Origin of the sequence: Stappia stellulata, assembly GCF_020176715.1 — a bacterium.
GTDB lineage: Bacteria > Pseudomonadota > Alphaproteobacteria > Rhizobiales > Stappiaceae > Stappia.
On record NZ_JAIVMF010000022.1, the window covers coordinates 32,757 to 44,394 of the forward strand.

24 protein-coding genes are annotated in these 11,638 nt (G+C 62.4%); all 24 read right to left on the bottom strand.

Annotated elements, in window-relative coordinates:
* Nucleotides 1-64 precede the first annotated feature (64 nt).
* Nucleotides 65-661, bottom strand: coding sequence for an adenylate kinase (locus LC092_RS18925; RefSeq protein ID WP_224809070.1), 597 nt, complete (start codon nucleotides 659-661; stop codon nucleotides 65-67).
* Entirely contained in the window at nucleotides 658-1,992 is a 1,335-nt protein-coding gene (gene secY / locus LC092_RS18930; protein WP_224809072.1) for a preprotein translocase subunit SecY, read from the bottom strand. The genes LC092_RS18925 and secY overlap by 4 nt, the downstream gene beginning before the upstream one ends.
* Nucleotides 1,993-2,040: 48 nt before the next feature.
* Nucleotides 2,041-2,511: a 50S ribosomal protein L15 gene (gene rplO, locus LC092_RS18935; RefSeq protein WP_224809088.1), complete on the bottom strand. Its 471-nt coding sequence runs from the start codon at nucleotides 2,509-2,511 to the stop codon at nucleotides 2,041-2,043.
* 20 nt (nucleotides 2,512-2,531) lie between these two features.
* Nucleotides 2,532-2,726 (bottom strand): 50S ribosomal protein L30, encoded by a 195-nt coding sequence (gene rpmD / locus LC092_RS18940; RefSeq protein ID WP_224809074.1) that lies wholly within the window; start codon nucleotides 2,724-2,726, stop codon nucleotides 2,532-2,534.
* A 42-nt stretch (nucleotides 2,727-2,768) separates the two neighbouring features.
* Nucleotides 2,769-3,344: a 30S ribosomal protein S5 gene (rpsE, locus tag LC092_RS18945; RefSeq protein WP_224809089.1), complete on the bottom strand. Its 576-nt coding sequence runs from the start codon at nucleotides 3,342-3,344 to the stop codon at nucleotides 2,769-2,771.
* Nucleotides 3,345-3,386: 42 nt separating this feature from the next.
* The gene (rplR, locus tag LC092_RS18950) at nucleotides 3,387-3,749 is read right to left on the bottom strand and encodes a 50S ribosomal protein L18 (protein WP_224809075.1); all 363 of its coding nucleotides are present in this window, start codon (nucleotides 3,747-3,749) and stop codon (nucleotides 3,387-3,389) included.
* Nucleotides 3,750-3,760: 11 nt separating this feature from the next.
* A complete protein-coding gene (gene rplF, locus LC092_RS18955; protein ID WP_224809076.1) occupies nucleotides 3,761-4,294 on the bottom strand; it encodes a 50S ribosomal protein L6 in 534 nt (177 codons plus the stop codon).
* Nucleotides 4,295-4,338: 44 nt separating this feature from the next.
* The gene (gene rpsH, locus LC092_RS18960) at nucleotides 4,339-4,737 is read right to left on the bottom strand and encodes a 30S ribosomal protein S8 (RefSeq protein ID WP_029057568.1); all 399 of its coding nucleotides are present in this window, start codon (nucleotides 4,735-4,737) and stop codon (nucleotides 4,339-4,341) included.
* A gap of 10 nt (nucleotides 4,738-4,747) precedes the next feature.
* Complete coding sequence (rpsN, locus tag LC092_RS18965; protein ID WP_224809077.1) at nucleotides 4,748-5,053, bottom strand: 30S ribosomal protein S14; 306 nt, start codon at nucleotides 5,051-5,053, stop codon at nucleotides 4,748-4,750.
* A gap of 28 nt (nucleotides 5,054-5,081) precedes the next feature.
* The gene (gene rplE / locus LC092_RS18970) at nucleotides 5,082-5,639 is read right to left on the bottom strand and encodes a 50S ribosomal protein L5 (protein ID WP_224809078.1); all 558 of its coding nucleotides are present in this window, start codon (nucleotides 5,637-5,639) and stop codon (nucleotides 5,082-5,084) included.
* Nucleotides 5,632-5,949 carry a 50S ribosomal protein L24 gene (rplX, locus tag LC092_RS18975; RefSeq protein WP_029057571.1) on the bottom strand — a complete coding sequence of 106 codons (318 nt, stop codon included), beginning with the start codon at nucleotides 5,947-5,949 and terminating at the stop codon, nucleotides 5,632-5,634. The genes rplE and rplX overlap by 8 nt, the downstream gene beginning before the upstream one ends.
* The gene (rplN, locus tag LC092_RS18980) at nucleotides 5,949-6,317 is read right to left on the bottom strand and encodes a 50S ribosomal protein L14 (RefSeq protein WP_224809079.1); all 369 of its coding nucleotides are present in this window, start codon (nucleotides 6,315-6,317) and stop codon (nucleotides 5,949-5,951) included. The genes rplX and rplN overlap by 1 nt, the downstream gene beginning before the upstream one ends.
* A gap of 56 nt (nucleotides 6,318-6,373) precedes the next feature.
* Nucleotides 6,374-6,616, bottom strand: coding sequence for a 30S ribosomal protein S17 (gene rpsQ, locus LC092_RS18985; RefSeq protein WP_224809081.1), 243 nt, complete (start codon nucleotides 6,614-6,616; stop codon nucleotides 6,374-6,376).
* Between the two features lie 10 nt (nucleotides 6,617-6,626).
* Nucleotides 6,627-6,827 carry a 50S ribosomal protein L29 gene (gene rpmC / locus LC092_RS18990; protein ID WP_224809083.1) on the bottom strand — a complete coding sequence of 67 codons (201 nt, stop codon included), beginning with the start codon at nucleotides 6,825-6,827 and terminating at the stop codon, nucleotides 6,627-6,629.
* Between the two features lie 24 nt (nucleotides 6,828-6,851).
* Nucleotides 6,852-7,265, bottom strand: a complete 414-nt coding sequence (gene rplP, locus LC092_RS18995; protein ID WP_029057575.1) for a 50S ribosomal protein L16 — start codon at nucleotides 7,263-7,265, stop codon at nucleotides 6,852-6,854.
* A 46-nt stretch (nucleotides 7,266-7,311) separates the two neighbouring features.
* A complete protein-coding gene (gene rpsC / locus LC092_RS19000) occupies nucleotides 7,312-8,028 on the bottom strand; it encodes a 30S ribosomal protein S3 (RefSeq protein WP_029057576.1) in 717 nt (238 codons plus the stop codon).
* Nucleotides 8,028-8,408: a 50S ribosomal protein L22 gene (rplV, locus tag LC092_RS19005; protein WP_029057577.1), complete on the bottom strand. Its 381-nt coding sequence runs from the start codon at nucleotides 8,406-8,408 to the stop codon at nucleotides 8,028-8,030. The genes rpsC and rplV overlap by 1 nt, the downstream gene beginning before the upstream one ends.
* Nucleotides 8,409-8,410: 2 nt before the next feature.
* A complete protein-coding gene (gene rpsS / locus LC092_RS19010) occupies nucleotides 8,411-8,689 on the bottom strand; it encodes a 30S ribosomal protein S19 (RefSeq protein ID WP_224809084.1) in 279 nt (92 codons plus the stop codon).
* A gap of 12 nt (nucleotides 8,690-8,701) precedes the next feature.
* Complete coding sequence (rplB, locus tag LC092_RS19015) at nucleotides 8,702-9,535, bottom strand: 50S ribosomal protein L2 (protein ID WP_224809085.1); 834 nt, start codon at nucleotides 9,533-9,535, stop codon at nucleotides 8,702-8,704.
* A 16-nt stretch (nucleotides 9,536-9,551) separates the two neighbouring features.
* A complete protein-coding gene (locus LC092_RS19020; RefSeq protein ID WP_093807025.1) occupies nucleotides 9,552-9,845 on the bottom strand; it encodes a 50S ribosomal protein L23 in 294 nt (97 codons plus the stop codon).
* On the bottom strand, nucleotides 9,842-10,462 hold the full coding sequence (rplD, locus tag LC092_RS19025; protein WP_224809086.1) for a 50S ribosomal protein L4: 621 nt from the start codon (nucleotides 10,460-10,462) through the stop codon (nucleotides 9,842-9,844). The genes LC092_RS19020 and rplD overlap by 4 nt, the downstream gene beginning before the upstream one ends.
* A complete protein-coding gene (rplC, locus tag LC092_RS19030; RefSeq protein WP_224809090.1) occupies nucleotides 10,462-11,172 on the bottom strand; it encodes a 50S ribosomal protein L3 in 711 nt (236 codons plus the stop codon). Before rplC ends, rplD begins: the two co-directional genes overlap by 1 nt.
* A gap of 25 nt (nucleotides 11,173-11,197) precedes the next feature.
* Nucleotides 11,198-11,506 carry a 30S ribosomal protein S10 gene (gene rpsJ, locus LC092_RS19035; protein WP_029057583.1) on the bottom strand — a complete coding sequence of 103 codons (309 nt, stop codon included), beginning with the start codon at nucleotides 11,504-11,506 and terminating at the stop codon, nucleotides 11,198-11,200.
* A 60-nt stretch (nucleotides 11,507-11,566) separates the two neighbouring features.
* Nucleotides 11,567-11,638, bottom strand: a 72-nt coding sequence (locus LC092_RS19040; RefSeq protein WP_224809091.1) for a hypothetical protein, incomplete at its 5' end; no start/stop codon positions are given.

Below are 11,638 nucleotides of genomic sequence, written 5' to 3' on the forward strand. Positions count from 1 at the left end.
ACGCATCCGCGTCCCGCGCGCATGGCGCGGACCCGGATGCGTACATTAGGGCAGGTCGCGAGGCTTAGACCTCTCTGCCAACCGCGTCAAGCACGGAATCGATCTGTGCCGAGACCTCGTCGATCGACTTCATGCCGTCGACAGTTTTCAGCTGGCCGCGTCCGCGATAATAGGGCGCAACGACTGCGGTATCGCGGTTGTAAGCCTCAAGGCGCTGCTTGAAGACTTCCGGATCGTCGTCCTTGCGCACCGGCTGGCCGTTGGCCTTGGCCTCGGCCGCGCGCTTGACGATCCGCTCGACCAGTGCGGACTGGTCGACCTCGAGTTCGAGCACGAGATCAAGCGTCATGTTCTTCTCGGCCAGCATCGCGTCGAGCGCCTCGGCCTGGGCCACCGTGCGCGGGAACCCGTCGAGGATGAAGCCCTTCTCGGCGTCCGGCTCCTCTATCCGGTCGGCGACGATGCCGATGACGATGTCGTCCGACACCAGCCCGCCGGCATCCATCACCGACTTCGCCTTCAGCCCGACCGGCGTTTCGGCGGCAACCGCCGCCCGAAGCATGTCACCCGTCGACAGTTGCGGAATGCCATGCTTCGCCACCAGACGCGCGGCCTGGGTGCCCTTGCCGGCACCCGGCGGTCCGAGAAAAATCAGCCTCATCTACGCTTCCCCCTGAGCTTCGATTTCTTCACCAGTCCCTCATACTGATGCGCAAGCAGATGGCCCTGGATCTGGGATACCGTATCCATGGTCACGCTGACGACGATCAGAAGGGAGGTGCCACCGAAGTAGAACGGAACGCCCGTCGCGGAAATGAGGAATTCGGGTAATAGACAGACCAGAACAATGTAGATGGCGCCAACCACGGTGATACGGGTCAACACGTAGTCAATATACTGCGCGGTCCGTTCGCCCGGACGGATGCCCGGAATGAAGCCGCCATGCTTCTTCAGATTGTCCGCCGTATCCGCCGGATTGAACACGATCGCCGTGTAGAAGAAGCAGAAGAACACGATCAGCACCGCATAGAGCAGCATGTAGAGCGGCTGGCCGTGACCGAGCAGCGCCGTGACGGTGGTCAGGATGCTGTTCTCGTCGCCCGTCGTGCCGAGACCCGACAGCGTCGCCGGAACCAGCAGCAGGGACGAGGCGAAAATCGGCGGGATCACGCCGGCCGTGTTCAGCTTGAGCGGCAGGAACGACGTGTTGCCCTCGAACATCCGGTTGCCCATCTGGCGCTTCGGATACTGGATCAGCAGGCGCCGCTGCGCGCGTTCCATGAACACGATGATGGCGATCACGACGATCGACAGCAGGATGATGGCGATGATGATCGGGGTCGCGAGCGCGCCCTGGCGGCCGAGTTCCAGCGTCGAGGCGATCGCCGAGGGAAGCCCCGCGACAATGCCCGCGAAGATGATCAGCGAAATGCCGTTGCCGATGCCGCGCGCGGTGATCTGCTCACCGAGCCACATCAGGAACATCGTGCCGCCAACGAAGGTGATCACCGCCGAAATGCGGAAGAACCAGCCCGGGTCGAGGACGACATTGGCCGCGCTCTCCAGCCCGACCGCGAGGCCGTAAGCCTGGAAGGTGGCAAGGACGACCGTCCCGTAACGGGTGTACTGGTTGATCACCTTGCGGCCCTGCTCGCCCTCCTTCTTGAGCTGTTCCAGCGAGGGAACAACGGAGGTGAGAAGCTGGATGATGATCGATGCGGAGATATACGGCATGATGCCGAGCGCCAGGATCGCCATGCGCTCGACGGCACCGCCCGAGAACATGTTGAACAGGCCGACGATGCCCTGCTGCGCCTGGCCGAAGGCCTGGGCGAAGGCTTCGGGATTGATCCCCGGCAGCGGCACGTAAGTGCCGAACCGATACACAAGAAGCGCACCCAGTGTGAACCAGATACGCTTCTTCAACTCTTCTGCCTTGGCGAAAGCTGAGAAATTCAGATTAGCCGCTAGCTGTTCGGCAGCTGATGCCATTCCAGGCTCCGGTCAAATATGCGTGCAGGAACAAGGGAAAACCCAGGCTTATTCAGCCTGGGCTCCGATAATCGTGACTTTGCCGCCAGCCTTCTCGACCGCGTCGATGGCAGCCTTGGAGGCGCCTGCGATCTCGAAGGAAACAGCGCCCTTCAGGGCCCCGTCGGAAAGCAGGCGGACACCGTCCTTGACCCGGCGGATGACGCCGGCGGCCTTGAGGGCCTCGGCCGTCACCGTCTGGCTCGCGTCGAGCTTGCCGGCATCGATCGCGATCTGGATGCGACCGAGGGAAACCACCGTGAAGGACTTCGCGAAGATGTTCGTGAAGCCGCGCTTCGGCAGGCGACGATGCAGCGGCATCTGGCCGCCCTCGAAGCCCTTGATCGCGACGCCCGAACGGCTCTTCTGACCCTTGACGCCACGGCCACCGGTCTTGCCCTTGCCGGAGCCGATGCCGCGACCGACGCGCATGCGGTCCTTCGTGGCACCCGGATTGTCCCGGAGTTCATTCAGTTTCATCATCTATCTCCCCGCATCCCTCACGCGTCTTCGACGACGCGGACGAGATGCTGAACCTTCCGGATCATGCCGCGTACTTCCGGCGTGTCCTTGAGCGTCGAGCGGCGGTGCATCTTGTTCAGTCCGAGCCCGATCAGCGTCGCGCGCTGATCCTTCGGACGACGCAAGGGGCTGCCAACCTGCTCGACCGTAACGGTCTTATCAGTGTTCGCCATGGAACCAAGCCTTTCTCAAGCTGGGGTCGATGCACGCAAAGGTCAAGCCTCGGCGGCAGACTGCGCGCTATCGTCGATGTCGCGGCGACGAGCCTGGACCTGCGAAACCTTGAGACCGCGACGAGCCGCGACCGAACGCGGGCTGTCCTCATGCTTCAAGGCGTCGAAAGTGGCGCGCACCATGTTGTAGGGGTTCGCCGAGCCCAGCGACTTGGCAACGACGTCCTGGACGCCGAGGGTCTCGAACACCGCACGCATCGGGCCGCCGGCGATGATGCCGGTACCGGCCGGAGCAGCCCGCAGGATCACTTTGCCCGCGCCGTGACGTCCGTTGACGTCGTGGTGCAGGGTGCGGCCCTCGCGCAGCGGCACGCGGATCATCGACCGCTTCGCGGCTTCCGTTGCCTTGCGGATCGCTTCCGGCACTTCACGGGCCTTGCCGTGACCGAAGCCGACGCGGCCCTTCTGATCGCCAACCACCACAAGTGCGGCAAAGCCGAACCGGCGGCCACCCTTGACGACCTTGGCGACGCGGTTGATGTGAACAAGCTTGTCGACGAATTCGCTGTCGCGCTCGTTCCGATCGCCTCCGCGATCCCGATTATCCTGTCTCGCCATAATTTTCGCTTCCGTTTGTCTGTGAGCGTCTTTCAACGACGATCAGAATTCCAGTCCGCCCTCACGAGCCGCATCGGCAAGAGCCTTGACGCGCCCGTGGTACATGTAACCGCCGCGGTCGAACACCACCTGGGTGACGCCGGCCGCCTTGGCACGTTCGGCAAGCATCTTGCCAACGGCCTCGGCCGCGGAAGTGTTGCCGCCCGACTTGAGAGCGGAGCGGAGATCCTTGTCGACGCTCGACGCCGAAGCGAGCGTATGGCCCTTGGCGTCGTCGATGATCTGCGCATAGATTTGCTTGGAAGAGCGATACACCGACAGGCGCGGACGCCCGTTGAGTACCTTCTTGATCGAACGACGGACGCGGTCGCGGCGGCGTTCGAAGCCTGATTGTGTCTTCGCCATGATCCGGTCCGTTACTTCTTCTTGCCTTCCTTGCGGACGATATATTCGCCCGCGTAGCGAATGCCCTTGCCCTTGTAGGGCTCGGGCGGACGGTAATCGCGGATTTCCGCCGCGACCTGTCCGACGCGCTGCTTGTCGATGCCCGTGATCACGACTTCCGTGGGCTTCGGACATGCCACATCGATGCCTTCCGGCATCGGATGCACGACGTCATGCGAAAAACCGAGCGCGAGCTGCAGGTTTCTGCCCTGCACCTGTGCGCGATAACCGACGCCGGTGATTTCAAGGCGCTTCTCGAAGCCCTTGCTCACCCCGGTCACGAGGTTTTCGACCATCGTGCGGGACATGCCCCACATCGCGCGCGCCGGCTTGCTGTCGACCCGCGGATTGACCTTGATTCCATCGTCCGTCATTTCGACCAGAACGAGATCATTGACCACGAAGGAGAGTTCCCCCTTCGGACCCTTGACCGCTACCGTCTGGCCGTTGATCGTTGCCGTTACCCCGCTCGGCACGGGGACTGGCTTCTTGCCAATTCGAGACATATGACCAACCTGTCCAGTTTACCTTGCAAGTGAACCCTGCTGCATCAGAAGATGCGGCAGAGCACCTCGCCACCAACGTTTTGCTCCCGCGCATCATGGTCGGCCATGACACCGCGCGGCGTCGACAGGATCGACACGCCCAGGCCATTGGCAACCCGCGGGATATTCTTGACGGAGGAATAGACCCGCCGTCCCGGCTTGGAGATCCGCTCGATGGAGCGGATGACCGGTTCGCCGTCAAAGTACTTCAACTCGATCTCGAGCTCAGCCTTGCCGCCGTCGAATTCCACAGCCGAATAGCCACGGATATACCCTTCCGACGCAAGCACGTCGAGCACATGTTCGCGCAATTTCGACGCGGGCGTAGAGACCTTGCTCTTGCGCCGCATCTGAGCATTGCGGATCCGGGTGAGCATATCGCCCAAGGGATCGGAAATCGCCATCGGACTCTCCTTACCAGCTCGACTTCACGAGGCCCGGGACCAAGCCCTTGGAGCCCAGCTCGCGAAGCGCAACACGCGACATCTTCAGCTTGCGATAGTAGCCGCGGGGGCGTCCTGTCACTTCACAACGGTTGCGAACACGCACCTCCGCGGAATTCCGCGGCAGCTTGGCGAGCTTCAGCCTTGCGGCGTAACGCTCTTCAAGCGACAGGCTGTCGTCCTTCGCAGCCGCCTTCAGCGCGGTGCGCTTCTCGGCGTATTTCTTAACGAGCCGCTCGCGCCGCTTGTTCTTCTCGATCGCGCTCTTCTTCGCCATCGTCTGTCCTCGTTCTTTTCCCGCTCGATTACTTGCGGAACGGGAAGTTGAACGCGCGCAGAAGCTCGCGCGCCTCGTCATCGTTGTCCGCGGTGGTGCAAACAATCACGTCCAGGCCCCAGATCTGGTCGACCTGGTCGTAATTGATTTCCGGAAACACGATATGTTCCTTCACGCCCATTGCGTAGTTTCCACGGCCGTCGAAGCTCTTGGCATTCAGGCCGCGGAAGTCACGAACGCGCGGCAGCGCAATCGTGATCAGGCGATCGAGAAATTCGTACATCCGCTCACCGCGCAGCGTCACCTTTGCGCCAAGGGGCATGCCTTCACGAACCTTGAAGGTCGCGATCGACTTGCGGGCCTTGGTGATGACCGGCTTCTGACCGGCGATTTGCGCAAGATCCTCGGCAGCGATCTTGGCCTTCTTGCTGTCGGCCACCGCCTCGCCGATACCCATGTTGAGAACGATCTTCTCAAGCGCGGGAATCTGCATCGGATTCTTGTAGTTGAACTTTTCCTGCAGCTGCGGACGGATCTTTTCCAGATACTCCGTCTTCAGCCGCGGCAGGGTCTTGGACTCAGCCATCGATCAGATCTCCCGAACGCTTGGCCACGCGCACTTTGGTGCCGTCTTCCTTTACCTGGAACCCGACGCGAGTCGGCTTCCCGTCCTTCGGATCGGCAAGCGCCAGGTTCGACATGTGAACCGGCAGCTCCTTGCTGATGATCCCACCCTCGGACTGCGCCGTCTGGCGCTGGTGCCGGCGCACGACGTTGACGCCGCGAACCAGAGCCTTGTTGTCCTGCGGGGAAACCGAAATGATTTCGCCGGTCTTGCCCTTGTCGCGCCCCGTGAGCACGACAACGGTGTCGCCCTTTTTAATCTTGGCGGCCATTAGAGCACCTCCGGAGCGAGCGAAATAACCTTCATGTGGTTCTTCGCACGCAGCTCGCGCGGAACCGGGCCGAAGATACGCGTCCCCACCGGTTCCTTGTTGTTGTTAATCAGGACCGCCGCATTGCGGTCGAACCGGATCACCGAGCCGTCGGGACGGCGAATATCCTTCGCCGTGCGCACGACGACCGCTTTCATCACGTCGCCCTTCTTGACGCGGCCGCGCGGTGTCGCCTCTTTCACGCTGACGACAATGATGTCGCCGACGCTGGCATACTTCCGCTTCGAGCCGCCGAGCACTTTGATGCACATGACACGACGGGCGCCGGAATTATCCGCCACGTCGAGGTTTGTTTGCATCTGAATCATGACTGGCCGCCTTGTTCTTCTCTCACCGTGTTCGCTTGCGAACGCCGGAAGTCATGTCAGTCCGCAGTCGACGTTTCGACAACGGTCCAGGTTTTGGTCTTCGAAATCGGCGCGCACTCTTGGATCTGGACGGTATCGCCCGTCTTGTGCGCGTTGGTCTCGTCATGCGCCCGATACTTCTTCGAGCGGCGAACGGTCTTCTTGAACAACGGGTGGGTGAAGCGGCGCTCCACACGAACCGTGACCGTCTTGTCGTTGGCGTCGCTCACCACAACGCCCTGCAGTACGCGTTTCGGCATAATGGTCTCCTTACGCGCTTGTTGCCACGCGCTTGTCGCGCATGATCGTCTGAATGCGCGCAATGTCACGACGCACCTGGCGCACACGCGCCGTATTCTCAAGCTGGCCGGTGGCCCGCTGAAAGCGCAGGTTGAACTGCTCTTTCTTCAGGCTCTCAAGGTCCGTTGCCAGCTCGTCCAAGGTCTTTGCCCGAACGTCCATGGCCTTCATGGCACTACTCTCCTGGTCCCGCCTTTAGTCGGCGATACGCTGAACGAAGCGGCACTTGATCGGCAGCTTGGCTGCAGCAAGGCGCATCGCTTCGCGTGCCGTGTCTTCCGGCACACCGTCGATCTCGAACATGATCCGACCGGGCTTGACCTTAGCGGCCCAATAGTCCGGCGAACCCTTGCCCTTACCCATACGCACTTCGGTCGGCTTCGACGACACCGGCACGTCCGGGAAAATCCTGATCCAAACACGACCCGCACGCTTCATGTGACGGGTCATGGCACGACGGGCCGCCTCGATCTGGCGTGCGGTCACCCGCTCCGGCTCAACGGCCTTGAGGCCGAAGGCGCCGAAATTGAGATCGGTTCCGCCCTTGGCGGTACCATGGATCCGGCCCTTGTGCTGCTTGCGGAACTTCGTTCGCTTCGGTTGCAGCATCTCTACTCTCTCGCTCTGCTACTGTCCAAGACCCGACTTGCTGCCCTTAGGCAGCGCGCCCGCGGTCGCGGCGTCCGCCGCCCTGGTTCGATCCGTCGCCCTCGACCGCACGGCGCTCATGCGCCATCGGGTCGTGCTCGAGGATTTCGCCCTTGAAGATCCAGACCTTGACGCCGCATGTGCCGTAGGCCGTATGGGCCGTGGACATGCCGAAGTCGATGTCCGCGCGCAGCGTGTGCAGCGGCACACGACCTTCGCGGTACCATTCGGTCCGGGCGATCTCGGCGCCGCCAAGACGGCCGCCGCAGTTGATCCGGATGCCCTGCGCGCCCATACGCATGGCGGACTGAACCGCCCGCTTCATGGCACGACGGAAGGCAACGCGGCGCTCCAACTGCTGCGAGATGCCGTCAGCAACCAGCTGAGCGTCGATCTCGGGCTTGCGCACTTCAACGATGTTGATGTGCACATCGGAGTTGGTGATCTGCGAAAGCGCCTTGCGGAGCTTCTCGATGTCCGCGCCCTTCTTGCCGATCACGACACCCGGACGACCCGAGTGAACCGAAACGCGGCACTTGCGGTGCGGACGCTCGACGACAACCTTGGACACGGCTGCCTGCTTCAAAGCCTTGAGGATATACTCCCGGATGCGGAAGTCCTCATGCAGCAGCTGGCCGTATTCACCCTTGTCCGCGTACCAGCGCGAATCCCAGGTGCGGTTGATGCCAAGACGCAGACCGATCGGATTTACTTTGTGTCCCATCAGGCGGTCTCCTCGACTTCGCGGACGACGATGGTGAGGTTCGAGAACGGCTTCTCGATCCGACCCACACGGCCACGGGCACGAGCCTGGAACCGCTTGATCACGAATGCCTTGCCGACATGCGCCTCGGCCACGACCAGGCTGTCGACATTGAGGTCATGGTTGTTCTCCGCGTTCGCGATCGCCGACATCAACGCCTTCTTGACGTCGTCGGAGATGCGCTTGCGCGAGAAGGTGAGATCGGACAGCGCCTTTTCCACCTTTTTGCCGCGGATGGTTTCCGCGACGAGGTTCAGCTTACGCGGAGAAACGCGCAGCATCCGGGCGACCGACTTCGCCTCATTGTCGGCGAGCGCGCGCCCGCCCTTCGGCTTGCCCATGGTTACTTCCTCTTCGCCTTCTTGTCGGCGCCATGGCCATAATAGGTGCGCGTCGGCGAGAACTCGCCGAACTTGTGACCGATCATGTCCTCGGACACCAGCACCGGAACGTGCTTCTGGCCATTGTAGACGCCGAAGGTCAAACCAACGAACTGGGGCAGGATCGTCGAACGACGGCTCCAGATCTTGATGACTTCGTTACGGCCCGACGCGCGGACCTTTTCTGCCTTCTTCAGCAGAAAGCCGTCAACGAACGGGCCCTTCCAAACTGAACGTGCCATGGTCGGCCCCTTTTACTTCTTGCGCGCGTGACGGCTGCGGACGATGTACTTGTCCGTGGCCTTGTTCGAACGCGTGCGCTTGCCCTTGGTCGGCTTGCCCCACGGCGTGACCGGATGACGGCCACCGGAGGTACGACCCTCACCACCACCATGCGGGTGGTCGACCGGGTTCATGGCGACACCACGCACGTGCGGGCGACGGCCCTGCCAGCGCGAACGGCCAGCCTTGCCGAGATTGATGTTGCCGTGGTCCGGGTTGGACACGGCGCCGATCGAGGCCATGCAGGTCCCGAGCACGCGACGCTGCTCGCCCGAAAGCAGGCGGATCGTCGTGTAGCCCTGGTCGCGACCGACGACCTGTGCGTAGGCACCGGCCGAACGTGCGATCTGTCCGCCCTTGCCGGGCTTCATCTCGACGTTGTGGACGATCGTGCCGACCGGAATGGACGCCAGCGGCATCGCATTGCCCGGCTTCACGTCGACCGACTTGCCGGCGATGACCTTGTCGCCGACGGCGAGACGCTGCGGAGCAAGAATGTAGGACAGCTCGCCGTCCTCATACTTGACCAGAGCGATGAACGCCGTCCGGTTCGGATCGTATTCGATCCGCTCGACCGTTGCCGACATGTCGAACTTGGTCCGCTTGAAGTCGACCAGGCGGTAGCGGCGCTTGTGCCCGCCACCACGGTTCGGCGCCGTCGTGCGACCGGTGTTGTTGCGACCGCCGGACTTGGTCAGACCTTCGGTCAGGCTCTTGACCGGCTTGCCCTTGTACAGCGACGAGCGGTCCACCTGGACCAGCTGGCGTCGACCGGGCGACGTCGGATTGAAGGTTTTGAGTGCCATTGTTCCCTCTCCGCCCTTACAGACCGGTTGTGACGTCGATGGACTGGCCGTCCTGCAGGGTCACGACCGCCTTCTTGACGTCGGACTGCTGGCCGATCCGCCCGCGGAACCGCTTCTGCTTGCCCTTGCGGACAAGGGTGTTCACTGCCGTCACCTTGACCCCGAAGAGCGCTTCGACAGCGGCCTTGATCTCGGGCTTCGTGGCGGTCGGCGAAACGTTGAACACGACCTTGTTCTGCTCGGACGCGAAAGTCGCCTTCTCGGTGATCACCGGGGACACGACCGTGTCATAGTGCTTGAGAGTGCTCATTTGAACCGCTCCTCCAGGGCCGACACCGCCGCCTTGGTCAACACCAGCTTTTCACGCCGCAGGATATCGTAGACGTTGATACCCTCGATCGGCAGAACGTCGATCGCCGGAATGTTCCGGGATGCGAGACGGAAGTTCGCGTCGACCTCGCTGCCGTCGATGATCAGCGCATTGCTGAGACCGAGCTTGGCGAAACGGGCGTAGAGCGCCTTGGTCTTGGCTTCCGAAGCCTTGGCATCGTCGACGATGATGATGCCGTCGCCCTTCAGCTTGGCCGAGAGCGCGTGCCGCAGGCCGAGCGCACGGACCTTCTTGGGAAGATCGTGGGCGTGGCTGCGAACGACCGGGCCGTGGGCCTTGCCGCCGCCGCGGAACTGCGGAGCCTTCTTGTTGCCGTGACGCGCGCCGCCCGTGCCCTTCTGGCGGACGAACTTCTTCGTCGTGCCGGAAATCTCCGAACGCTGCTTCGCCTTGTGCGTACCGGCCTGGCGACGAGCCAGCTGCCAGCGCACCACGCGGTGGATCAGGTCGGTGCGCGGCTCGAGACCGAAGATCTCGTCCGACACCGTGATCGAACCGGCGGCAGCCCCGTCGAGGGTCTTTACCTCAAGTTCCATCACTCGCTCTCCTTCTCGACTGCAACAGCAGCCTCGACCGCGCGGAAGGCACCCGGCATCGGAACGCCGTCCGGAAGCGCCTTCTTGACCGCGTCGCGGATGACGATCCAGCCACCCTTCGATCCCGGGACTGCGCCCTGGATCATGATCAGGCCGCGCTCCACATCGGTGCGGACGATCTTGAGGTTCTGCGTGGTCACCTGCTCGGCACCCATGTGCCCGGCCATCTTCTTGCCCTTGAACACCTTGCCGGGGTCCTGGCACTGGCCGGTCGAACCGTGCGAACGGTGCGAAATCGACACACCGTGCGAGGCGCGAAGGCCGCCGAAGTTGTGCCGCTTCATGGCACCGGCGAAACCCTTACCGATCGAGGTGCCCGTGACATCCACGAACTGGCCCTCGACGAAATGGTCGGCCGTGATTTCGGCACCGACATCGATCAGGTTGTCCTGCGAGACGCGGAATTCCGCGAGCTTGCGCTTCGGCTCAACCTTCGCGACGGCGAAGTGCCCGCGCATGGCGCGCGGCGTGTTCTTAACCTTGGCCAGTCCGGCGCCAACCTGCACCGCAACATAACCGTTTTTCTCTTCCGTCCGGTGGGCGATTACCTGACAGTTTTCGAGCTTCAGCACCGTCACCGGCACATGCTCACCCGCATCGTTGTAGATGCGCGTCATACCCACCTTCTGTGCGATCACTCCAGAACGCATATCGGCGTGTCCCCTTGTGAGCGCCTTACAGCTTGATCTCGACGTCGACACCAGCGGCGAGGTCGAGCTTCATCAGCGCGTCCACGGTCTGCGGCGTCGGATCAACGATGTCGAGAAGACGCTTATGCGTGCGCATCTCGAACTGATCACGGCTTTTCTTGTCGATATGCGGACCACGAAGCACTGTGTACTTCTCGATCCGCGTGGGCAGCGGCACGGGGCCGCGCACTTGTGCACCGGTCCGTTTCGCCGTGCTGACGATCTCGCGGGTCGAGGCATCGAGAACTCGATGATCGAACGCCTTGAGACGGATCCGAATGTTTTGACCGTTCATGTCCAAATCCCCATGCGGTCCGCGGGCGGACTTGAGTGTCCGTCCCGCGGGTCTCGCGGATTACTCGATGATCGACGCGACGACGCCGGCACCGACCGTGCGGCCGCCTTCGCGGATGGCGAAGCGAAGTCC

Excerpts from the sequence above, each read along its gene's own strand:
- rplO (WP_224809088.1), bottom strand. The coding sequence starts at position 2,511 with ATGAAACTGAATGAACTCCGGGACAATCCGGGTGCCACGAAGGACCGC.
- rpmD (WP_224809074.1), bottom strand. The coding sequence starts at position 2,726 with ATGGCGAACACTGATAAGACCGTTACGGTCGAGCAGGTTGGCAGCCCC.
- rplC (WP_224809090.1), bottom strand. The coding sequence starts at position 11,172 with ATGCGTTCTGGAGTGATCGCACAGAAGGTGGGTATGACGCGCATCTAC.
- rplX (WP_029057571.1), bottom strand. The coding sequence starts at position 5,949 with ATGGCCGCCAAGATTAAAAAGGGCGACACCGTTGTCGTGCTCACGGGG.
- rpsE (WP_224809089.1), bottom strand. The coding sequence starts at position 3,344 with ATGGCGAGACAGGATAATCGGGATCGCGGAGGCGATCGGAACGAGCGC.
- rpsS (WP_224809084.1), bottom strand. The coding sequence starts at position 8,689 with ATGGCACGTTCAGTTTGGAAGGGCCCGTTCGTTGACGGCTTTCTGCTG.
- rplE (WP_224809078.1), bottom strand. The coding sequence starts at position 5,639 with ATGGCTGAGTCCAAGACCCTGCCGCGGCTGAAGACGGAGTATCTGGAA.
- rplF (WP_224809076.1), bottom strand. The coding sequence starts at position 4,294 with ATGTCTCGAATTGGCAAGAAGCCAGTCCCCGTGCCGAGCGGGGTAACG.
- rpsH (WP_029057568.1), bottom strand. The coding sequence starts at position 4,737 with ATGGCGATTTCCGATCCCTTGGGCGATATGCTCACCCGGATCCGCAAT.
- LC092_RS19020 (WP_093807025.1), bottom strand. The coding sequence starts at position 9,845 with ATGAGCACTCTCAAGCACTATGACACGGTCGTGTCCCCGGTGATCACC.
- rpmC (WP_224809083.1), bottom strand. The coding sequence starts at position 6,827 with ATGAAGGCCATGGACGTTCGGGCAAAGACCTTGGACGAGCTGGCAACG.
- rplN (WP_224809079.1), bottom strand. The coding sequence starts at position 6,317 with ATGATTCAGATGCAAACAAACCTCGACGTGGCGGATAATTCCGGCGCC.
- rpsN (WP_224809077.1), bottom strand. The coding sequence starts at position 5,053 with ATGGCGAAGAAGAGCGCGATCGAGAAGAACAAGCGGCGCGAGCGGCTC.
- rplP (WP_029057575.1), bottom strand. The coding sequence starts at position 7,265 with ATGCTGCAACCGAAGCGAACGAAGTTCCGCAAGCAGCACAAGGGCCGG.
- rplD (WP_224809086.1), bottom strand. The coding sequence starts at position 10,462 with ATGGAACTTGAGGTAAAGACCCTCGACGGGGCTGCCGCCGGTTCGATC.
- rpsJ (WP_029057583.1), bottom strand. The coding sequence starts at position 11,506 with ATGAACGGTCAAAACATTCGGATCCGTCTCAAGGCGTTCGATCATCGA.
- rplV (WP_029057577.1), bottom strand. The coding sequence starts at position 8,408 with ATGGGCAAGCCGAAGGGCGGGCGCGCGCTCGCCGACAATGAGGCGAAG.
- rplB (WP_224809085.1), bottom strand. The coding sequence starts at position 9,535 with ATGGCACTCAAAACCTTCAATCCGACGTCGCCCGGTCGACGCCAGCTG.
- rplR (WP_224809075.1), bottom strand. The coding sequence starts at position 3,749 with ATGGCGAAGACACAATCAGGCTTCGAACGCCGCCGCGACCGCGTCCGT.
- rpsQ (WP_224809081.1), bottom strand. The coding sequence starts at position 6,616 with ATGCCGAAACGCGTACTGCAGGGCGTTGTGGTGAGCGACGCCAACGAC.
- rpsC (WP_029057576.1), bottom strand. The coding sequence starts at position 8,028 with ATGGGACACAAAGTAAATCCGATCGGTCTGCGTCTTGGCATCAACCGC.
- LC092_RS18925 (WP_224809070.1), bottom strand. The coding sequence starts at position 661 with ATGAGGCTGATTTTTCTCGGACCGCCGGGTGCCGGCAAGGGCACCCAG.
- secY (WP_224809072.1), bottom strand. The coding sequence starts at position 1,992 with ATGGCATCAGCTGCCGAACAGCTAGCGGCTAATCTGAATTTCTCAGCT.